This is a genomic window from Streptomyces sp. CLCI03, from assembly GCF_053615355.1.
Window position 1 is genome coordinate 22,080 of sequence record NZ_JBSIFU010000004.1, and the last position, 19,707, is coordinate 41,786.

The following is a 19,707-nucleotide window of genomic DNA, read 5'->3' on the forward strand; positions in this document are numbered from 1 at the left end:
GGGCGCTCCCCCGTCGCCGCCGGATGGCCGTACCCGACTCGCCCGCCGGGTGTGCGGGGGCGAGTCTGACGGGATCGGCCCTGTCGACCCGGAGGCCCTCGTGAGCGCTGCGGATGTACCCGTTCCGGACGATCTCCCGAAGGACAGAACAGCGGGGGCGGGGGCTGCGGCGACCCGGTCCGGCACCCCCACGCTCACCTGGGTGACCCTCGCGATGATGACGACGGCGTCCGTCGCCAGTCTCCGCGCGGCGCCCACCATGGCGGTGTACGGCCTGGCCTGCGTGTTCCTGTACCTGGTGCCCGCGATCGTGTTCCTGCTGCCGACCTCGCTGGTCTCGGCGGAACTCGCGTCGGGTTGGTCGGGCGGCGTCTACCGGTGGGTGAGCGAGGGGTTGTCGAAGCCGCTCGGGTTCCTCGCGGTGTGGTGCCAGTTCGCCATGACGATCTTCTACTACCCCAGTCTGCTGGCGTTCGTCGCGAGTACGTTGGCGTACGTCATCGACCCGGCCCTGGCCTCCAACGGCGTCTACACGGCCATCGTGATCGTCGTCCTCTACTGGACGGGCGTCTGGGTGTCCTCGCAGGGCACCAAGGCCCTGTCCGGGCTCGCCTCCTGGGGCCTGATCATCGGCACCCTGATCCCGGGCTCCCTGCTGGTGATCCTCGGCATCGTCTTCCTCGGTCAGGGCAATCCGTCCGCCGCCCCGATGGGCCCCTCGAACATCTTCCCCGTCTGGACGGGTCTGGCCAGCCTGGTGCTCATCGTCAACAACTTCCTGAGCTACTCGGGCATGGAGATGAACGCCGTCCACGTCTCGTCGCTGAAGGATCCGCCGCGCGAGTTCCCCAAGACGATGTTCCTCGCGATGGGGATGGTGTTGTTGATCTTCATCCTGCCGGCCCTCGCCATCAGCTGGGTGGTCCCGGCCGACCAGTTGTCGCTGACCGCGGGTGTCATGCAGGCCTTCGACGCGTTCTTCTCCTACTTCCACATCGGCTGGCTGACCCCGATCGCCGCCGTCGCCCTGGTGGCCGCCTCCCTGGGCGGGATGCTCACCTGGCTGGCCGGACCCTCCAAGGGCCTGCTGCTGATCTCGCGTCAGGAGGGCTACCTGCCGCCCTTCCTGCAGCAGCTCAACAGCCACGGCGTCCAGCAGAACATCCTCGTCACCCAGGGCATCGTCACCACGGTGATCGCGCTGATGTACGCGTTGATCCCGAACGTCTCCAGCGTCTACTGGATCTTCTCGGTGATCACCACCCAGGTGTACCTGATCATGTATCTGCTGATGTTCCTGGCGGCGATGCGGCTGCGCAGGACCCAGCCCGACCACCCGCGCGGCTACCGCGCGCCGGCCCTGGGCCTGATCTGCGTGGTCGGTTTCCTCGCCTCCGCCGCGGCCATGATCATCGGGTTCGTGCCGTCCTCGCAGTTCGGCGGCGGCAGCGTCTGGACCTACGTCGCCATCGTCGGCGGCGGTCTGCTGCTGCTCGGCGTGGTCATCCCGTGGCTGTGCCTGCGGATGCGCAAGCCCTCCTGGCGCATCGCGGGCGCGGAGTCGACGGGGGACGTCGCATGAGCCCCACCGCCTTCGCCTCCCGGCACAAGTGGATCCACATCGGCGCGATCGTCCTGCTCGTCGGCTTCGTCGTGGTGGGGCTGATCCAGTACAAGGCGGTACGGTCCACCAACCAGTCCCTGGACAAGGCCAACCAGCTCACGGACGAGCTGGTCGCCGCCGGATTCGCCCGGCCCGATCCCGCCACCTTGGCCCGTGCGCTCGGCGAGGACGGGGGCATCGTCTGCGAGGACCCCGCCTCCGCCCTCAAGTCGGCCCTGTGGAAGATCAACATGTCGAACGGGGCGACCGGCCCCGGCCAGCGTCCGGTCATCGCCGACCGTCGGGCCCTGCAGGCGGAGGCGCTCGTGCTGAAGGTCTACTGCCCCGACACCCTGCACCGCATCCAGGAGGAGCTCGACGACCTGAAGACCGACCGGACCGTGAAGCGCGACGGCGGCGACGATGACTGACCCCGACCCCCGCCCCGGATCCGGCTCCGGCTCCGACCGCGGCTCCGGATCCGGCTCCGACCGCGGCCCCGCCGCCGTGCCGGACGCCGCCACCCTCGCCGAGCGCATCGACGCGCTGATGGCCCGCGCCCGGTCCGACCTGGCCGAACTGGTCGCCATCCCCTCCGTGGCCGACCCCCGGCAGTTCCCTCCCGAGGAATGCGCCCGCGCCGCCCGCTGGGTGGCCGACGCGTTCACCGAGGCGGGCCTGATCGACGTACGCCTGGAGGAGACCCCCGACGGCAGCCACGCCGTCCTCGGCCACCGGCCCGGCCCGCCGGGCTCCCCCACCGTGCTGCTGTACTGCCACTACGACGTACAGCCCCCGCTCGGCGAAGCCGCCTGGACCTCACCGCCGTTCACGCTCACCGAGCGCGACGGACGCTGGTACGGGCGCGGCACCGCCGACTGCAAGGGCAACATCGTCATGCACCTCACCGCACTGCGGGCCCTGGGCGACGCGTTGCCCGTGGGGTTGAAGTTCGTCGCCGAGGGGTCGGAGGAGCAGGGCACCGGCGGGCTCGAGGAGTACGTGGCCGCGCACCCCGGCGACTTCCGCGCCGACGCGCTGCTCATCTGCGACACCGGCAACGCCGCCGTCGGCCGCCCCACCGCCACCACCGCGCTGCGCGGCCTGGCCGACCTCGTCGTCACCGTCACCACCCTCCGCGGCGACCTGCACTCGGGCATGTTCGGCGGTCCCGCCCCCGACGCGTTGGCGGCCCTGATCCAGATCCTGTCCACGCTGCGCGACCCCGACGGCGGCACCCGCGTCGACGGCCTGGACTGCACCGGCACCTGGAGCGGGGTCCCGTACGAGGAGGAGCGGTTCCGGGCCGACGCCTGCGTGCTGGACGGGGTCCGCCTCACCGGCTCGGGCACGGTGGCGGACCGGCTCTGGGCGCGTCCGGCCGTGACGGTGCTGGGCATCGACTGCCCGCCCGTGGTCGGCTCCGCCGCCGCCGTGCCGGCGAAGGCGCGGGCCCGGGTGAGTCTGCGCGTGCCGCCGGGGACGGACTCCGAGGCCGCGGCGGCCGCCCTCACCGCGCACCTGACGGCCGCCGCGCCCTGGGGCGCGCGCGTCTCGGTCGAGAAGCAGGGCATCGGCTCGCCGTTCCGCCCGGCGACCGACGGGCCGGCCTACCGGGCCATGGGGCGGGCCATGGGGCAGGCGTACGGCCGGCCGATGGAGTTCCTCGGGCAGGGCGGCTCGATCCCCTTGTGCAACGTCCTCGCCGGAACCTGCCCGGACGCCGAGATCATCCTCATGGGGGTCGAGGAGCCCCGCTGCCTCATCCACGCGCCCGACGAGAGCGTCGACCCGACCGAGATCCGCAACATGGCGCTCGTGGAGGCCCTCTTCCTCCTGGACTACGCCTCGGCGCGCCGGCCCCGGTCGGGGTACGGGGACGGGGACGGGGACGGGGACGGCTACGGCCGGGGGCGCTCGAACGGGGAGGGGACGGGGAAGTAGGCCTCCAGGAAGGCGGCGACGATGTTGTGCTGCTGGGTGGCGGTCAGTGCGGACCCGTCCGCGGTCTCGGTGGGTGCGTCCTCGTCGTCGGCGAGGCAGAACGCGTCGTGGGCGCGTTCGGCGGCCAGCGGGGGCAGTTTGTCGATCACGTCGTGGTATGCGGTGCTGATGTAGGTGTGCACGAGGTGGCCCTCGACCGCGTGGCCCCGCGCGAGCGCGAGGTGGGAGGCGAGGGTGACGGGGGCGAGGTCGTCGGTGCTGCGGAAGACCGAGCGGGCGGTGGCGGCGAGCCGGCCGGGCAGCAGTTCCTCGACGTGGGTGAAGAGGGAGCGGGTGAGGGGGTAGGGGGTGTGGGCGAGGATGTGCGGGTAGGTGCGGCCGACGACCTCCTCGACGGCTCGGCGGGTGACCTTCTGCGACGAGGTGAAGACGTCGTCGCCGGCCCGGCTGCCGGGGTCGACGGCACGCCTGTCGTGGAACACCTTGGGCAGTCCGGAGGGCAGGAAGTAGTCCTGCGGGCGCTGGGGGCGGCCCAGGAGGATGTCGTCGTTGAAGTAGACGAAGTGTTCGGCCAGGCCGGGGATGCGGTGCAGCCGGCTCTCGATGGCGTGGGAGTTGAACACCTCGGGGGCGTCGGGGTCCGTCAGGAGTTCGCGGTGGTCGACGACCGTGATCCGGGGGTGGTCGGTGACGAGCCAGTGGGGGGCCTGGTCGTCGGTGACGAGGAAGACGTGCCGGATCCAGGGTGCGTAGGCGGCGATGGAGCGCAGGCAGTGGCGGAGTTCGCCGCGGTCGCGGTACCGGTTGTCCGCGAGGTCGATGCCCGTGTCGGAGCCGGTGGCGGAGGGGGTGGCGGCGCGTGCGGCGCGGTCCCTGCGTCGGCGCCAGGCGGGGTCGGCGGCGTCCACCCAGGTGATCACGGCGTCGACGGGGAAGTCGATGTCGTCGGGGAAGCGGCCCGAGAAGCAGTCGACGACGGGGTAGTCCCGGTCGCCGATCCGGTGGGTGGCCGTGGCGTCAAGGGAGGGGACCCACCAGCCGTACGGGGTCTCGCGGAGGCCGGCGACGGCGCCTTCGCCGGAGTCGGGGGTCTCCCAGAACTCCAGGTCGCAGCCGGTCTCGGGGCCGTAGGTCAGGGTCCGGCCGGAGGTGACGACCGGGTGGTGCAGGCGGACGGCCCGGACGGGGGCGGGGCGCGGGGCCTGGTCGGTGGGCGGGGTGTCCTCCCCCGGGTCGGGGGCGGTCTCGGCGGCGTCGACCGCCGCCGGGAGGTCCTCCGCCAGTACGTCGCGTGCGTCGGCCGGTGCGTCGGTGGCGTCGTCGGTGGTGAGGAGGCGGGCGTAGACGGGGAGGCCGGTGAAGGCGGTGGCGCAGGCCTTCAGTGCGGCGTCCCGGTCGCCGGGGGCGATGGCCACCCGGTGGGTGAGGCGGCCGTCGGGGACGAGGCCGTAGGGGACGGCGGCGGCTTCCAGGGCCTCGGCGAGCGAGCGGAGGTTGGCGTCGCGGGCATCGGCGGGGAGCAGGTCGTCGCGTACGAGGGCGAGGCGGCCGCGGTGGCGGACCAGGTTCGCCACGGTCGCCAGCAGTTCCTCCTCGCGGTCGGTGGCCGGGCCGGGCCGTGCGGGCCTGTCGGTGGTGCGTTCCGGTCCGGTGGGTCCCGGTTGGGGCGGGATGCCGCCGCGGCGACGTACGGTCCGGGCGAGTCTGCGCAGCCCGGTCGGAAGGGGAAGCCGACGTATTGCCTGCATGTACGTCCTCGGTGTGCGGCGCTGATGAGCGGCTGCCGTTCGCCGGGTGTCCCCTTCGGCGGGAGTGGTGCGTCGGGGGCACGGCGGATGACTTGTTCAGCGAAACGTTTCCTTTTGTTTACGTTTCATGCAAGGGTCCGAGGTCCTGTTGTCCCGACTCACAGCGACTTCTCATGTGCGGGGCGTCGGCTCAGGCGTCCGAGGCCTCGGCGTCGTGCCGGAGCCGGAGGTAGGCGACCGGCTGGGTCCTGTTCCAGGTCTCGGCCAGGGTGGGGTCGACCGGGAGGAATCCGGCGGCCCGATAGCAGCGCGATGCCGGCTCGTTGTCCGGATGCACGCGCAGGAAGATGTCGTGGTGGCCCGCCGCGAGGGCCTGCGCGAGGAGCCCTCGTACGAGCGCACGGCCGAGTCCCTTCCCGCGGGCGTCGGGGGCCACGATGATCCGGGCGAGTTCGACCTCGTCCTCCTCGGCGTCGAACCACAGTTCCCCGTAGCCGACCACCCGCTCGTCGTCGACGAGGACGTGGGCCCGTACGTCGTCGTCGCGCTGCCATTCGGTGATGGCGGCCGGGGGGACGGGGAACTCCTGCCGTCCGCACCACAGGGCGACCTCCTGGGCGGAGGTCGGCCAGCCGGCCACCGTGGGGGCATGGGTGTCGGTGAAGGGAAGAAGGTCCATGGGTGTCGATCCCCTCCGGGGTCGTGATCCGGGAAGGGCGTCGCGACGGGTGTGCGGGCCGACACCGTGCGCCCTGTCCGTGCCGGCCCGCCTGAAGGGTTTCACCCGCCTGCCGCCGTCGTCGCGGTGTTTTCCTCGCGGGCGGTCCTCCCGGGTGGTGGCGCCGACGGGAGCGGGTGTTCGGGTGGACGGCCACGGTTGCGGGTCGACCGTCCGGTCGGTGGCGGCGGGGGCGGGGGCGTTGGCGCTCCAGGGGCCGGGGCGTGGTTTCGGGGACGGCGGGGGTGCGTCGACCGTTCGTCTGCGCCGGTCTGCCGGCCGCCGGGGCGTCGAGGTGGTCGTCGGCGCCCCGGCGGCGGGTGGGGTCAGCGGGCGGCGGTGGCCAGGAGGCGGGGGGCGGCCGCGTGGGCGGTGGGGGCCCAGCTGAGGAGGGTGGAGCCCACCGACATGCCGCCGCCGAAGCCGGACAGGAGGACCACGTCGTCCTCGGCGAGCAGGCCCCGGCGGTGGATCTCGTCGAGGGTGACGGCGACGGACGCGGCGCCGGTGTTGCCGTAGCGGGACAGCTCCAGGTGGAGGGCGGCGTTGTGCAGGCCGAGCGCCGGCCACACCTCGCCGATCATGACCGCGTTGGCCTGGTGCGGGACGAAGTGGTCGACGGCGCTCGCCGGCAGTCCCGTGCGGGTCAGGAGGTCGGCGACGGCCGCGGGGAGGTTCTCCTGGACGAAGGCGCGGACTCCGCGGCCGTCCATGCGGAAGTGGTGGGCGCCTTCCGCCAGGGTGCGGGCGGAGGCGGGGCGGCGGCTGCCGCCGGCCGGGACGCCGATCAGTTCGTGCTGGTCGCCGCGGGTCAGCAGGCTGGTGCCGAGCATGCCGTGGCCGGAGGGCGAGGGGCCCAGGACGGCGGCGCCGGCTCCGTCGCCGAAGAGGATGGCCGTCCTGCGGTCGGTGTGGTCCAGGATCCGGGAGTAGATGTCGGCGCCGATCACCAGGCCGTGGGCGTCGCCGGGCTCGGCGCGCAGGAGGCGTTCGGTGACGGTCAGCGCGCAGACGAAGCCGCTGCAGACGGAGTTGACGTCGAAGGCGGCGGCGTTGACCGCGCCGAGCAGGTGTTGGACCACCGCGGCGGTGGCCGGCTGGGGCTGGTCGGGGGTGGAGGTGGCGACCACGATGTAGGCGAGGTCGTGGGGGTGGATGCCCGCCTGTTCCAGTGCGCGGCGGCCGGCGTGGGCGGCGAGGTCGGAGGTGGCTTCGTGGGGGGCGGCGCGGCGGCGTTCGTGGATGCCGGTCTTGCGCACGATCCATTCGTCGGTGACTCCGGTGGTGGAGGCCACCTCGTCGTTGTGGACGATCTGTTCGGGCAGGTAGGAGCCGGTGGCCAGGACCGCTGTCGGGGCGGCCGTCGCGCGGGGTCCGTTCGTCACGTTCTCGTCTCCTGGTGTCGGGGTTCGGCGGCCGCTCGGGTGTCGGGCAGCCGCTCCCATCCGGCCCGCTGCGCGTGTGCGGTGAGTACGGGGTCCGAGCCGACGACCACCGGGTGGCCGACGGAGCGCAGGAGGTCGAGGTCGCTGCTGTGGTCCCCGTAGGCCGAGCAGTGCGCGAGGTCGAGGTCGTGGATCGCGGCGACGGCGTGGGCGGTGCGGCCTTTGGCCGCGCCGATCAGCGGGGTGACGACCTGGCCGGTGAGGAGGCCGGCGCGGATGACGGGTCGGGTGCCGAAGGCTCGGTCGGCGCCGAGGTGTTCGGCGATCGGGTCGAGGCAGGCGAAGAAGGAGCCGGAGACCAGGACGGTCAGGTCGCCGTGTCGGCGGTGTGCGTCGAAGCGGGCGGTGGGGGCCGGGATGAAGGGCGCGTCGGCCAGTTCGTGGGTGAACCAGGCTCGGCCGGAGGCCGCCAGGGAGGTCGCGCTCTCCCCGGCGTAGAACTGGTAGTAGCGGCGGTTGACCTCGGCGCGGGGGGCGCCGTCGGCGGCGGCGCGGTGGAGGGTGGCGGTGAGGCGCTCGTAGGTGCCGGGTGCCGCTCCCCGGCGTTCCAGGTGGAACGCCAGGAAGCGGAACATGGTCTTGAAGCCGATGAGGGTCTCGTCGACGTCGAAGAAGGCGGCGGCGGTGGTCATCGCGGGGTCCGGACGCGGGCGAGGTCGAGGGTGAGCAGGCACAGGCTCTCGCCGTCCTGGTGGGCCTCGACGCGTACCGGGATGCGGTCGGTGTCGGGTGTGTGCTCGTCGCCGAGTTCGACGATGCCGCCCTGGGTGTAGTAGGAGGCGTCTTCGTCCGGGCGGCCGGCGTCGCGGCGTTCGCCGACGACGGCGGTGAGGGTGGCGGGGCTGTCGAGTTCGCCGAACCGGTTGAAGGTGACGGCCAGGTCGGTCGGGTAGGTGCGCGAGGGTGACATGCCGCGCACGTCGAGGGCTCCGTAGAGGGCGATCTGGCGGGCGGCCTCGGCGATGACCATGCCGGGCAGGTGGTCCTGGGGGTGGTCGAACATGCTGGGGTGGCCGCCGGGGGTGCGGATCCCGGCGGTCAGGGTGTCTCCGGCGACCTCGATGCCGGTGAGGACGACGTTGTCGGCGTTGGCCCGGCCCACGCGGTACGGCTCGACGGGTGCGCCGGTGGTGGCGCCGGGCCCGGGGTGGTCGGCGGAGGAGGGCAGGGGTCTGTGGTCGCGGTTGCGCAGGCGCAGCGCCGTGTAGGACTCGGGGGACTTGAAGCGTAGGCCGATGCCGGCGCGGCCGATGCTGAGGTCGCCGACGCGGAGGTCCACGTCGTAGTCGAGGCCGTTGGTGCGGCCCTCGCGGACGTAGTGGTTGCTGGTGGTGACGTGGAGGGTGAGTTGGCAGGGGGTGGGGCCGACGGCTATCCGGTCGGGGCGTGAGAGGTGGACGCGCAGGTGGGTGAGGATGAATTTGTCGGTGCGGGGCACCGAGAAGTAGGCGTGGGCGCCGGCGAGTGCGGCCTGCCGGCAGGCCTCCAGGAGCAGGACCGGGTCGTAGACGTTGGGGTTGAGGAGGTGGTCGCCGTAGTAGGCGTGGGAGCGGGGCAGTTGGGCGGCGGCGACGTACGTGGTGGTGCCGAGGGGCTGGAGGTCGGTGAGGAAGACTTCGCCGAGCGAGTCCCGGTGGACCAGGGTGCGGTCGACGGTCCGGCTGTAGCTCAGCTCAAGTGCGGCGAGGTCCTGTTCCAGCGGCGAGGGTGCGGTGGTCACGTGCGGAACCTGCTTTCTCGGGTGGTGTGCTGTTCGGCGTGCGTGTGCGTCGTCGTCCGGGTGGTCAGCGGCGTTCCAGGAGCACTCCTGTCCAGGTGAATCCGGCTCCGGCGCCGAGGAGGAGGACGCGGTCGCCGGTGTCGAAGGTGTGGTGGCGTTCGAGGTGGTCGAGGCCGGCGATCTGGTCGCCGCTGCCGAGGTGGCCGACGGTGGCGCCGAAGTCCCACAGGGAGGTGTCGGCGCCGCCGGGGAATTCGGGGAAGTAGTTCTCCTGGAGCAGGGGCAGGCCGAGGTTGGGGTAGACGACGCGGCGCGGTGCGGGGTCGGTGCCGTGGGGCAGGAGGGTCTCGCGGATCTCGCGGACGGCTGTGCGGGTGGCTTCGCGCAGGCTGTCGGTGCCGTGGGCGGCGAGGTAGCGCTTCTTGGCGGCGCGTACGTCGTGTTCGGTGCCGAACAGGGTGCGGGTCTCGGGGGCCGGTTCGTCGAGGCGGTGGAGTCCTTCGAGTTCCGGGTCGCTGACGCTGTGGGTGTCCAGGACGTGCCAGGTGGGGGTGGTGGGGGTGGGGGTGTCGGCGGTCAGGACGGCGGCGGCGGCTCCGTCGCCGTAGACGATGCCGTAGTCGGCGGTGAACCGGTCGAAGCCGGAGGCGGCGAAGCGGTCGGTGGCCACGATGAGGGCGGTGCGTCGGCCTTCGGTGGACAGGAGGTCGGCGGCGAGGTCGAGGACGAGGAGTTGTGCGTTGCAGCCCTGGGTGACGGTGAAGGGCAGGGCGTGGGTGGCGCCGAGGCGGGACTGGAGCCAGGAGGCCGGGGACCACAGGCGTTGGTGGCCGTGGCGGTGGATGGCGGTGACGGCGATGAGGTCGATGTCCTCGGGTGCGGTTCCGGCGGCGGCCAGGGCCCGTTCGGCGGCGATGAGGGCCATGTCGCCGGGGTAGAGGGTGTCCTCGGCGGCGATGGTGCGGTAGCCGGTGGCGCGGATGCGTTCGGCGTCGGGCGCGGGGTGGCGGGCGGCTTCGGCGGTGAGGTCGAGGCGTCGTTCGGGAGGTAGCTGCCCGTGCCGGCGATGCTGATGCCGGACGGGGGGCGGGGTGGGGTCGTGGTCATGCCGCCTCCTTCTCGGTTTCGGCGGTGGCGCCGGCGGTGGTGTGCGGGTCGGTGGGGAGGGTGTGGGCGACGTGGCCGTCGGGGCGTACGAGGACGGCGGTGGTGCCGGTGGGGAGCCAGGTGCGTTGGGTCGGGGTGAGTTCGGCGGTGCGGGTGTGCGGGGGCAGGTGGGCCGGGTCGGGTGTGGCGCCGGGTAGGTGGAGGCAGGTGTGGTGGCCGGGTTGGGGGCGGTGGCCGGGGACGCGGGCGCCGGGGTGCAGTCGGTGGCCGGTGCGGGCGGGCAGCACGGGGTGTGCGGTGTCGGGTGCGGCCGCGGCGCCGGCCGGGGGTGCGGGGGTGGGGTGGTAGTCGAGGTAGAGCTGGCTCCAGGCTTCGGCGTATCCGGTGAGCGAGCGTTGTACGCGCTCGCGTGCGGTCTCGGTGGTGGCGTGGCGCATGGCGTCGAGGAGTCGCAGGACGCCGGTGGTGCGGGCGACCTCGGTGGCGGCGGCGCGGCGTTCGCGGTCGTAGTCGGCGAGGAGGGGGGCGGTGGAGCCGGCGTCGAGGGCGGCGAGGCGCCAGGCCAGGGCCCAGGCGTCGCCGAAGCCGGTGTTCATGGCCTGGCCGCCGGCGGGTGAGTTGAGGTGGGCGGCGTCTCCGGCCAGGACGGTCCGGCCGCTCGTGAAGCGTTCGGCGAGGCGTTCGTGGACCTGGTAGTGGGCGATGCGGTCGACGCGTTCGAACCGCAGGGCGGGTCCGAAGCCCAGGGCGTCGACGCTCTCGCGGAAGTGGCGGGTGCTCAGTTCGCTGTCCCGCTCCAGTGCTTCGGGTGAGACGGGTCCGGCGATGCGGACGGTGCCGTGGGGCAGCGGCAGCAGGGAGACGGCGCCGGCGGGGCCGATGTACATGGCGGAGGCGTCCGGGTCGGCGGGCCGGGTGGGGGCGCCTTCGGCGAGGAGGTAGCTCATCGGGTAGGTGATGCCGGGGAAGTCGATGCCCAGGGCGGTGCGGACGGTGCTGCTCGCGCCGTCGGCTCCCACGAGGTGGCGGGCGGTGAGGGTGTGCGGGCCGTCGTCGGTGACGGCTTCGGCGGTGACGCCGTGCTCGTCCTCCTGGTGGCCGGTGTAGCGCAGGCCGCGCAGGAGTCGGCCGCCGGTGGCGGTGAAGTGGTCGGCGAGGACCGCTTCGACCTGGGGTTGCGGGACGTTCACGTAGTAGGGGAAGGGGGTGTCGAGGGTGGTGAAGTCCACGGTGAACAGGGCGTGGTGGCGGGTGTGGAAGTCGATGCGGGTACGGCGTACGCCCGCGTCCTCGACGGTGGTGCGTAGGCCCAGGGTGTCCAGGATCTCCAGTCCGGCCGCGTGGAGCATGACGGCGCGGGTGCGGGGGTCGATGGTGTCGCGTCGGTCGATGACGGTGCAGGCGATGCCGTGGTGGCGCAGGAGGCAGCCGAGCATCAGTCCGGTGGGGCCGGCGCCGACGACCAGGACGTCGGTGGTGCGGTGGTCGTCCGCCCGGGCACCGTGGGTGTTCCGGTTCATCGGTTCGTCGCCTTTCCGTGCGTTCGGGCGTGGCCGTCGCCGGGGGCCTCGGGGGTGGTGTGGCCCCCGGCGACGGTCGTTCGGGGCCGGCCGGGGTGGGTCAGTGCCGGGCGGTGGTGCGGCGGTTGCGGAGGAAGAGGGCGACCAGGAGGGCGACGGCGACGAGGATGAGGCCGTTGACGAGGATCGCGAGGTTGATGCCGGACAGGGTCGCGTCCTTGACGGGTTCGGCGGAGAGGCTGCGGATCTGGGCGGTGGCGATGGCGCTCATGATCGGGATGCCGATGGTGATGCTGATCTGCTGGGTGAGGGTGGTGATGCCGGTGGCCAGGCCCTGCTGTTCGTCGGGCAGGCCGGAGGTGGCGGTGACCATGAAGCCGACGATGGCGGCGACGTGGGCGTAGCTGCTGAGGAAGGCGAGGCCCAGGACTCCGTAGAGCCAGCCGCGGGCGTCACCGGCGAGGTAGAGGGTGCCGACGGTGATGCCCTGGACGAGGAGGCCGGCGACGAGTACGGCTCGGCTGCTGCCGAGGGCGCCGATCCAGCGGGGGGCGGTGACGCCTCCGAGGAAGGCGCCGACGCCGAGGACGCCGAAGGTCAGGCCGGTCGCGATGGCCGAGTAGCCGAGGACTTCCTGGAGGTAGAGGGTGAGCAGGAAGATCATGGCGGTGAAGCCGATGAAGGTGGCGGCGCCGCCGATGTTGCCCCAGGTGACGCTGCGGCGGCCGAGGACGCGCAGGGGTGCGAGCGGTTCGGTGGCGTTCAGTTCCACGAAGCCGAAGACGACGAGGAGGACGACGCCGACGGCGAGGGAGATCAGGGTGGTGGGGTCGCCCCAGCCGTACTGGCCGGCGGCGGAGATGCCGTACACCAGGGCGATGAGGCCGGCGCTGACGGAGACGGCGCCGGGGATGTCGAGCTTGCCGCTCGTCGTGCGGGAGCCGCCCTTGAGGAGCATGGGGGTGACGACGATGAGGAGGATGCCGATGGGGATGTTGATGAAGAAGCCCCAGCGCCAGCTCAGGGTGTCGGTGAGGAGGCCGCCGAGGATGGCGCCGCAGGTGAAGCCGGCGGAGAGCATGGCGCCGTTGAGGCCGAGTGCGCGGTCGCGCAGGGGTCCTTCGGGGAAGGAGGTGATGAGCAGGGCGAGGCCCGCGGGGGTGACCATGGCGGTCGCGAGGCCTTGTGCGACGCGGGCGGCGAGCAGGGGGCCCGCGTCGTCGACGAGGCCGCCGGCCAGGGAGGAGAGGGTGAGCAGGACGAGGCCGGCGAGGAAGACCTTGCGGGCGCCGATGATGTCGGCGATCCGGCCGAAGAGGAGGCTGAACCCGGCGGCGCTGAGTGCGAAGGCGGTGGCGATCCACTGCAGGTTCTCGGTGGCGAAGTCGAGTTCCCGGCCGATGACCGGGACCGCCACGTTCATGATGGAGAAGTCCACCGCCAGGGTGAACTGTGCGCCGAGGAGCAGGAGCAGGATGAGCGTCTGGCGCTTCGTCATCCGTTCCGGCGCGGGGGCCGCCGGGCCCGGCGACTGATCTGCCCGAGTCTCCTCGGGGCTGTTGACCGTTGACATGAGAGACCTTTCGCTTCCTGCCGGTTGGTGTGGTCCGAGCATCTGCGCGGTGGGGAGGGCTAGCCAGTACCCGCTGTTTCATAGGGCTGCGGTGGGTACCACTGGCTGGGTCTGTCTCATGCGGCCCGGCCGTGAATACGTTTCGGGGCATGACGAAATCCACACTCTCCGTAGTCGAAGACTTCTTCGGTCGGCTCGGTGCAGGCGAGGCCGACCGGGCGCTCGAACTGCTCGCCGAGCCCCTGGACTGGTTCACTCCCGGTGACACCGCGCTGATCCCGTGGATGGGGCGGCGTACCACCCGCGGCGAGGTCGCGGCGTTCTTCGAGCAGGCGGGTGAGCATCTGACGCCGGAGGAGTTCGCGGTCGAGCGGATCCTGGCCGAGGACGGGACCGCGGTGGCGTTGGGGCGTTTCCGTTACCGGGTGAACGCGACGGGTAAGTCGTTCGCCTCGGAGTTCGCGGTCGAACTGCACGTCCGTGACGGTCTGATCACCCGCTACCGCATGCACGAGGACAGCTACGCCATCTCGTTGGCGTTCCTCTGAGCCGTCCGGCCCACTTCGATCCGGCTTCGGACGGCGAGCGCGAAAGAGGCTTCGATGACCACCCGGTACCCCATTGAAGAAGACGCCGGCGCGGATGCCGGCGCGGATGCCGCGCGGGGCGCCTGCGACGTCCTGGTCGTAGGTGCCGGTCCGACCGGCCTGACCGCGGCGTGCGAGCTGTTGCGTCGGGGGGTCCGCGTCAGAATCGTGGACGCGGCCCCCGGCCCCAGTGTGCATTCCAAGGCGATGTTGGTGTGGCCGCGCACCCTGGACATCCTGGAGGACCTCGGGCTCTCCGGGGGTGTCGACCGGGTCGCGGTCACGTTGCGGCAGATGACCTACTACTCGGAGAAGAAGCCGGTCACCCGGATGCGGATGGCCGACGACATGGCTCCCTACTGTCTGCCGCAGCGGCTGACCGAGGAGGTGTTGACGGAGGGTCTGCATCGGCTCGGCGGTCGCATCGAGCGTGATGTGCGGCTGGTGTCGCTGCAGGACGTGGACTTCGGCGGGGCGATACGTGAGGGCCGGCCGGTCACCGCGGTGTTGGAGCACGCCGGTGGGAGCGTGGAGCGGTTCACGGTCCCGTGGGTGATCGGCGCGGACGGTGCGACGAGCGCGGTGCGTCGCCAGCTCGGTATCGCCTACGAGGGTGCGACGTACGAGAACCGGTTCCTGATCACGGACGCGAAGGTGGCCGGTGATCCGCTGGAGAGCGACGAGATCCACTACTACCAGTCGCGGATGGGTGTGCTGGCGATCGTGCCGCAGCCGTTCGGGCTGTTCCGTTTCTTCACCAACGCTCCGGCGGACATGGCGGACGGGTCGTTGGCGGACATGCAGCGGCTGGTCGACCTGCGTGGGCCGGGCGGGTTGCGGCTGACCGATCCGGACTGGGTGACCACCTTCCGGGTGCATCGGCGTCGTGCCGCCTCCTTCCAGTCGGGTCGGGTGTTCCTGGCCGGTGACGCGGCCCACGCGCACAGTCCGATGGGCGGGCAGGGGTTGAACACCGGGATCCAGGACGCCCAGAACATCGCCTGGAAGTTGGCGTCGGTGGTGCGGGGTGAGGCGCGGACCGCGCTGTTGGAGAGCTACACCCCGGAGCGGGCGGCGGTGGCCGACGCGGTGGTGCGCGACACCGATCTGCAGACCCGGGCGGCGATGTGGACCCGGGGCAGCCAGGTCACCCTGCGGGACACGGCGATGCGGGCCCTGGACCGTACGGGGGTCCTGGACCGTTTCTACGTGCCGGTCGCCGCGGGTCGGCGCTGGGTGTACGGGCCGGTCGCGGACGGGTCGCGGCGTGGTAGGCCCGTGCACTGGTGCTCGGCGCGGGCGGGGTTGCGCCGGCACGCCCGGGAGGGTGCGGCGTTGCCGCGGCGGCTGGCGGTGGCGCTCGGGGTGGCGGGGCCGGGCGCCGATCCGGTCCGGTTGCACCTGGTGGTGCTGCCGGGCGAGAAGGACCCGGACCGTGGTCTGGCCGAGGCGGTGCGCCGGTTGGTCGGGCCGTGGGCCGGCCAGGTGCGGGTGGTGGACACGGCGGCTCTGCCCGGGCGCGGGCCGGCCGTGTCGGCCGCTCGTGAACTGCACTGCCGGCACGCCGGTTTCCATCTGGTGCGGCCGGACGGGCACGTCGTCCTGCACGGGCACCGTGAGGAGCTGCGCGAGCTGTACGACACCCTCGATCGCCTTCTGGTCCCGGGGGCGGGCACCGCTCCGGGGGCCGTCCTTTCATCGACCGACGAACTCCCGCTGGAGGAAGAAGACATGTATCAGAGCGCCGGATCCGTTCCTTTCGCGCACACCGTGGGCTCCGGTCCGCACAAGGTGATCGTGCTGCACTCCCTCTTCGGTGGGCACCAGTCGTTCTCGCCGTTGTGGCCGTACCTGGACGGGTCGCGTTTCACCTACGCGTTCATGGACGCCCGGGGGTTCGGGCGCAGCCTGGACGTGGCCGGTACGTACACGACCGACGAGATCGCCTCGGACGTGCTGACGTTGGCCGACAGCATGGGGTGGCAGGAGTTCTCGCTGATCGGGCACTCGCTCGGCGGGCAGCCGATCCAGCAGGTGTTGTTGAAGGCTCCGCAGCGGGTGCGGCGGATCGTGGGGTTGAGCCCGGTTCCGGCGGGCGGTATGCCCATTCCGGATGCGGACTTCCCGTTGTTCGCGGAGGCCGCGCACAAGGTGGAGAACCGTCGCATCGTCATCGACATGACGACGGGGAACCGGTTGTCGCCGCACTGGGTGACCGCGTTCGCCGAGTCCTCGATGAAGGAGGTCGGGCCGGTCGCCTTCCGCGGCTATCTGGATTCCTTCCGTACCACCGACTTCGCCGACCGGGTGAGCGGTGCGCAGGTGCCGGCGCTGGTGGTGGTCGGTGAGCACGACCCGGCGGTGACGGCGGAGTCGATGCGGGAGACGTGGATGAAGCACTACCCGAACGGTCGGCTGGCCGTGGTGGGCAACGCGGGTCACTACCCGATGGTGGAGACCCCGGTGGCGCTGGCCACCCTGCTGGAGGAGTTCCTCTCCCAATAGTCCTGGCTGCCCCTGCCCCGTCCCCCGCGGGCGGGGCGCCGAGGAGGCGGAGGCGGATGTCCGGTGACTTTCCTGTCGGTTGCCCGGGCGTCCGCCTTCTGTCTTGTCCGGGGCCGGTCGTGGGCCGGTGCGGGAGCGGGAGGAGGGAGGGTGGATGCCCAAGGTGACGGCGGCCGCGGTGCCGGTGCGTGGGTGCGGGTCGGGGTTGGTGGCGGTGGTGGCCGGGCGCGAGTTGACGGCGTTCGTCGGCGCGGCCCTGGAGGCGGCGGGTGCCCGGCCGGCGGACGCGGAGTTGACGGCCGAGGTGTTGGTGGCCGCCGATCTGGCGGGGGCTGCCCGGCACGGGGTGGTCCGGCTGCCGCCCTACGTGCGGGGGTTGCGGGGCGGGACGATCAACGGTGGGGCCCGGCCGGAGATCGTGCGCCGGTACGGGGACGTCACCGTGATCGACGCGCATCACGGGCTGGGCCAGCCCGCGTTGGCCTTCGCGGTGGACCGGGCGGTGGAGCGGGCCCGGGTGCGGGGTGCGGCGGCGGTCTCGGTGCAGCATTCACGCCATGTCGGCATCACGGCCTGGTACGTGGGGCGGGCGGCGCGCGGGGGCGCCTTCGGTGTCATCACCACGCGTGCTGCCGGGTCCGCGGGGGGTGCGGGACGGTTTCGGGAGGGGGCGGTAACAAGCCAGTTCTTGATGTGTGTGGACCGCACGGCCGCGGGTGGCGCGGGGCGCTCGGTATCGGTGGCGCCGGCCGGTGCGGGGGTGGTGCGGCCGCGGTTGACGCTGCCGGTTCCGGTTCTGGAGGAGCTCGGTCGGATCGCGGCTCTGGTCAAGGTGACGCCGGTACGGGAGCTGGATCGGCGTCGGCCGACCCGTTCCGAGGACCCGTGAGTAAACACTCCCGACTTATTTCATTTACCGGCCGTGCGGGAGAAGGCGCGGGAAGGGAGGTGGTACACACCCGAACCAAAAATCGTACACACCTCAACAATCGAGGTGGATTTACACGGTAAGTGACCAGTAACGACGACGTCGGCGGCCCGCCCGGGAATGCGGCGGCACTTGGCTGAATTGTCGTCGGTGTTCCCCCGTAGGGGGACTCGCAGGTCCTGCCCTGCTCGCCAAATCGCCTTGTGGCATGGGACCTTGGCCCACGGCCTTGCGGAGTGACGGACGTCACGGGCCGGAATTCGCTGTTCCGGGTTTCCTTTGTAAGGAGGCCCGTGGCGTGAATCGGACCGGCCGCGGACGGGCACTTCCCCATGTTCCCATCGGCTAGTATTCGGCGGATGTTTCAGCGCAGTGCGCGGGCAGCGAAAGGCGAAAAGAGAATGCAGCGGGCGGCGGGAGTTCGAGATTCTGATCTTGGAAAGTTCCTTCAGGTACGGCGCAGCCTGCTGACGCCGGACGACATCGGCCTGCCCGGCGACGGCAAGAGACGCCGGGTGCGGGGGCTGCGCAGGGAGGAGGTCGCCCACATCGCCCAGGTCAGCGTCAACTACTACACGCGCCTGGAGCAGGGGCAGAACCGCAGCGCCTCTCCCGAGGTCCTGGACGCCATCGCCAACGCGTTGCGCCTGAACGCGGGCGAGCGGGCGCACCTGCACAACCTGTCCCGCGCCGCCGAGCTCGCGCGCCCGGCCAAGGCCGCCGAGGAGGTGCGGCCCGCGGTGGCCCGGATGATCTCGGCCTACCTGCAGGGGCCGGCGGTCGTGCTGGGCCGGCAGATGGACATCCTCGCCTGGAACGCGCTCGCCCGGACCATGTTCTCCGGACACATCGACATCGAGGAGCTCCTGGCCCGGGACGCGCCGCCGAACCTGGCCGAGCTCGTCTTCCTCCACCCCGGCGCCCGCGCCCTCTACCCCCGTTGGAACGACGAGGCGGTCGAGATGGCGGGGTACCTGCGGATGATGGCCGGTCGTTTCCCGGGCGACCCGGAACTGGTCGAGCTGATCGAGCGTCTCTGTCTGGCGAGCCCGGAGTTCACCGAGATCTGGTCGGGGCACGTGGTGTGGGACAAGACGTTCGGTACGCGCCATCTCCACCATCCGGCCGTCGGGGAGCTGACCCTGGCCTTCGAGAGTCTGCGCCTTCCCGATTCCCCCGACCAGTGCATCGTGCTGTACCACGCGGAGCCCGCCTCCCTTGAGGAAGAGGCGCTGCGCGTCCTGCTGGAAGGCCGCGGCGGCGGCTGAGCGCCCTCGCCGCGTGGACGTCGGCGCCGGTGCGGACACAGTCGAGAATCCGTCAATACCCGCTGAGGATGACCAGCAGGGGCAGGCGAGGGGATCAACGCCTCGCCGAGACTGGACCCATGGACTCCTTCGCCGACCTCAGCCAGTTCCTGCGCTCCCACCGCCTTCGCACGGCCCCTGAGCAGACGGGGGTGTCGACGGGCGCGGGGGCGCGGACCGCGCCCTGTCTGCTGCCCGCCGAACTGGCCCGGGCCGCAGGGCTCGACGCCGACCGCTACACCGACATCGAGGACGGCCGGGCCGGCCGCGTGTCCTTGTCCGTCCTGGACGCGCTGGCGTCGGCCCTGCACCTCGACACCGACGACCGGGCCGAACTGTTCCGGCTCGGGGCCTCCCCCGGAACGTCCCGGCTACGGGGGCTCGGCCACCTCACCCGCGCGGTCCCCATGCTGCCGGTCATCGCCTTCAACCACCGCTACGACATCACCGGATGGAACCTGCCCGGGCAGGCGCTGCTCGCCTGGGACCTGGACCGGCCCGTGGAGCACGTACAGCCCAACCTCGCCCGGATGCTCTTCCTCGACAGGGCGACGCGGGCCCTGTACGGGCACGCGCGGGGCCAGGTCGCCGGGCTCGTCGGGGCGCTGCGGCGGGCGAGCGAGCAGCATGTGGACGAGGAACTGTCCTTGATGGTGGTCGAACTGGCGGCGACCAGCCGGGAGTTCGCGGAGTTGTGGTTCCGTCCGGTCGAGGAACGCGAGGACGAGGAGGACTGCGGGGTCCTGGTCCGTTTCGAGCATCCCGCGGTGGGTCCGATGGAGCTCTCCCGGGTGGTGCTGGAGGAGGGGGCGCAGAACGGGGAATGGGCGGTGGTGTTCAGCCCGGAACCCGGTTCCGCGTCCGGCGCGGCGTTGGACGACCTGCTCGCCCGGATCTCGGGCCGGTCGGGCTGACCGGCCACGGCCGTACCCGCAGGCCGTCGCCCGGCGGTCGTGGCCCGGCGGGTGCGGGGGCGGTGGGGGCGGGGGCGGGAGTGGTGGG

At 72.1% G+C, this 19,707-nt stretch carries 16 protein-coding genes; 8 read left to right on the forward strand and 8 right to left on the reverse strand.

What is annotated here, in order from left to right:
- Nucleotides 1–100: 100 nt before the first annotated feature.
- Genes ACWG52_RS39755 through ACWG52_RS39765 form a run of 3 tightly spaced genes read left to right on the forward strand, consistent with a single transcriptional unit; the run spans nucleotide 101 to nucleotide 3,547 of the window.
- Nucleotides 101–1,582: an APC family permease gene (locus ACWG52_RS39755; RefSeq protein ID WP_326746640.1), complete on the forward strand. Its 1,482-nt coding sequence runs from the start codon at nucleotides 101–103 to the stop codon at nucleotides 1,580–1,582.
- Nucleotides 1,579–2,034, forward strand: coding sequence for a hypothetical protein (locus ACWG52_RS39760; RefSeq protein WP_033226249.1), 456 nt, complete (start codon nucleotides 1,579–1,581; stop codon nucleotides 2,032–2,034). The genes ACWG52_RS39755 and ACWG52_RS39760 overlap by 4 nt, the downstream gene beginning before the upstream one ends.
- On the forward strand, nucleotides 2,027–3,547 hold the full coding sequence (locus ACWG52_RS39765; protein WP_390141117.1) for a dipeptidase: 1,521 nt from the start codon (nucleotides 2,027–2,029) through the stop codon (nucleotides 3,545–3,547). The genes ACWG52_RS39760 and ACWG52_RS39765 overlap by 8 nt, the downstream gene beginning before the upstream one ends.
- On the opposite strand, the gene ACWG52_RS39770 is transcribed toward ACWG52_RS39765, so the two are convergent.
- The 8 genes from ACWG52_RS39770 to ACWG52_RS39805 all read right to left on the reverse strand — a co-directional run bounded on the left by ACWG52_RS39770 (nucleotide 3,505) and on the right by ACWG52_RS39805 (nucleotide 13,303).
- Nucleotides 3,505–5,295 carry a Stealth CR1 domain-containing protein gene (locus ACWG52_RS39770; protein WP_453129220.1) on the reverse strand — a complete coding sequence of 597 codons (1,791 nt, stop codon included), beginning with the start codon at nucleotides 5,293–5,295 and terminating at the stop codon, nucleotides 3,505–3,507. The two genes, ACWG52_RS39765 and ACWG52_RS39770, sit on opposite strands and share 43 nt — an antisense overlap.
- A 190-nt stretch (nucleotides 5,296–5,485) precedes the next feature.
- Nucleotides 5,486–5,974: a GNAT family N-acetyltransferase gene (locus tag ACWG52_RS39775; protein WP_453129221.1), complete on the reverse strand. Its 489-nt coding sequence runs from the start codon at nucleotides 5,972–5,974 to the stop codon at nucleotides 5,486–5,488.
- A gap of 365 nt (nucleotides 5,975–6,339) precedes the next feature.
- Nucleotides 6,340–7,398 (reverse strand): 3-oxoacyl-ACP synthase III family protein, encoded by a 1,059-nt coding sequence (locus ACWG52_RS39780; protein ID WP_390141112.1) that lies wholly within the window; start codon nucleotides 7,396–7,398, stop codon nucleotides 6,340–6,342.
- Nucleotides 7,395–8,090, reverse strand: coding sequence for an HAD family hydrolase (locus ACWG52_RS39785; RefSeq protein ID WP_453129222.1), 696 nt, complete (start codon nucleotides 8,088–8,090; stop codon nucleotides 7,395–7,397). The genes ACWG52_RS39780 and ACWG52_RS39785 overlap by 4 nt, the downstream gene beginning before the upstream one ends.
- Nucleotides 8,087–9,178, reverse strand: coding sequence for a ScbA/BarX family gamma-butyrolactone biosynthesis protein (locus ACWG52_RS39790; protein WP_389815728.1), 1,092 nt, complete (start codon nucleotides 9,176–9,178; stop codon nucleotides 8,087–8,089). Before ACWG52_RS39790 ends, ACWG52_RS39785 begins: the two co-directional genes overlap by 4 nt.
- A 64-nt stretch (nucleotides 9,179–9,242) precedes the next feature.
- The gene (locus tag ACWG52_RS39795) at nucleotides 9,243–10,103 is read right to left on the reverse strand and encodes a ketoacyl-ACP synthase III family protein (protein WP_453129224.1); all 861 of its coding nucleotides are present in this window, start codon (nucleotides 10,101–10,103) and stop codon (nucleotides 9,243–9,245) included.
- A 178-nt stretch (nucleotides 10,104–10,281) separates the two neighbouring features.
- Nucleotides 10,282–11,805 carry an FAD-dependent oxidoreductase gene (locus ACWG52_RS39800; protein ID WP_453129225.1) on the reverse strand — a complete coding sequence of 508 codons (1,524 nt, stop codon included), beginning with the start codon at nucleotides 11,803–11,805 and terminating at the stop codon, nucleotides 10,282–10,284.
- Nucleotides 11,806–11,905: 100 nt separating this feature from the next.
- On the reverse strand, nucleotides 11,906–13,303 hold the full coding sequence (locus ACWG52_RS39805) for an MFS transporter (protein WP_389815737.1): 1,398 nt from the start codon (nucleotides 13,301–13,303) through the stop codon (nucleotides 11,906–11,908).
- A gap of 224 nt (nucleotides 13,304–13,527) precedes the next feature.
- On the opposite strand from ACWG52_RS39805, the gene ACWG52_RS39810 reads away from it, so the two are divergent.
- From ACWG52_RS39810 to ACWG52_RS39830, 5 genes are all read left to right on the forward strand, one after another.
- Nucleotides 13,528–13,926: a nuclear transport factor 2 family protein gene (locus ACWG52_RS39810; RefSeq protein WP_033226241.1), complete on the forward strand. Its 399-nt coding sequence runs from the start codon at nucleotides 13,528–13,530 to the stop codon at nucleotides 13,924–13,926.
- Between the two features lie 54 nt (nucleotides 13,927–13,980).
- Nucleotides 13,981–16,470, forward strand: coding sequence for an alpha/beta fold hydrolase (locus ACWG52_RS39815; protein ID WP_389815741.1), 2,490 nt, complete (start codon nucleotides 13,981–13,983; stop codon nucleotides 16,468–16,470).
- A 154-nt stretch (nucleotides 16,471–16,624) separates the two neighbouring features.
- The gene (locus ACWG52_RS39820) at nucleotides 16,625–17,359 is read left to right on the forward strand and encodes an Ldh family oxidoreductase (RefSeq protein ID WP_453129226.1); all 735 of its coding nucleotides are present in this window, start codon (nucleotides 16,625–16,627) and stop codon (nucleotides 17,357–17,359) included.
- A 440-nt stretch (nucleotides 17,360–17,799) separates the two neighbouring features.
- Nucleotides 17,800–18,666, forward strand: coding sequence for a helix-turn-helix domain-containing protein (locus ACWG52_RS39825; protein ID WP_037864822.1), 867 nt, complete (start codon nucleotides 17,800–17,802; stop codon nucleotides 18,664–18,666).
- Nucleotides 18,667–18,785: 119 nt separating this feature from the next.
- The gene (locus ACWG52_RS39830) at nucleotides 18,786–19,619 is read left to right on the forward strand and encodes a helix-turn-helix transcriptional regulator (RefSeq protein ID WP_390141104.1); all 834 of its coding nucleotides are present in this window, start codon (nucleotides 18,786–18,788) and stop codon (nucleotides 19,617–19,619) included.
- Nucleotides 19,620–19,707: the final 88 nt, after the last annotated feature.

What these genes read in the sequence shown, in the direction of transcription:
- ACWG52_RS39820 (WP_453129226.1), top strand. Translation starts at nt 16,625, where the DNA reads ATGCCCAAGGTGACGGCGGCCGCGGTGCCGGTGCGTGGGTGCGGGTCG.
- ACWG52_RS39805 (WP_389815737.1), bottom strand. Translation starts at nt 13,303, where the DNA reads ATGACGAAGCGCCAGACGCTCATCCTGCTCCTGCTCCTCGGCGCACAG.
- ACWG52_RS39815 (WP_389815741.1), top strand. Translation starts at nt 13,981, where the DNA reads ATGACCACCCGGTACCCCATTGAAGAAGACGCCGGCGCGGATGCCGGC.
- ACWG52_RS39795 (WP_453129224.1), bottom strand. Translation starts at nt 10,103, where the DNA reads ATGGCCCTCATCGCCGCCGAACGGGCCCTGGCCGCCGCCGGAACCGCA.
- ACWG52_RS39760 (WP_033226249.1), top strand. Translation starts at nt 1,579, where the DNA reads ATGAGCCCCACCGCCTTCGCCTCCCGGCACAAGTGGATCCACATCGGC.
- ACWG52_RS39765 (WP_390141117.1), top strand. Translation starts at nt 2,027, where the DNA reads ATGACTGACCCCGACCCCCGCCCCGGATCCGGCTCCGGCTCCGACCGC.
- ACWG52_RS39825 (WP_037864822.1), top strand. Translation starts at nt 17,800, where the DNA reads ATGCAGCGGGCGGCGGGAGTTCGAGATTCTGATCTTGGAAAGTTCCTT.
- ACWG52_RS39830 (WP_390141104.1), top strand. Translation starts at nt 18,786, where the DNA reads ATGGACTCCTTCGCCGACCTCAGCCAGTTCCTGCGCTCCCACCGCCTT.
- ACWG52_RS39800 (WP_453129225.1), bottom strand. Translation starts at nt 11,805, where the DNA reads ATGAACCGGAACACCCACGGTGCCCGGGCGGACGACCACCGCACCACC.
- ACWG52_RS39810 (WP_033226241.1), top strand. Translation starts at nt 13,528, where the DNA reads ATGACGAAATCCACACTCTCCGTAGTCGAAGACTTCTTCGGTCGGCTC.
- ACWG52_RS39785 (WP_453129222.1), bottom strand. Translation starts at nt 8,090, where the DNA reads ATGACCACCGCCGCCGCCTTCTTCGACGTCGACGAGACCCTCATCGGC.
- ACWG52_RS39775 (WP_453129221.1), bottom strand. Translation starts at nt 5,974, where the DNA reads ATGGACCTTCTTCCCTTCACCGACACCCATGCCCCCACGGTGGCCGGC.
- ACWG52_RS39770 (WP_453129220.1), bottom strand. Translation starts at nt 5,295, where the DNA reads ATGCAGGCAATACGTCGGCTTCCCCTTCCGACCGGGCTGCGCAGACTC.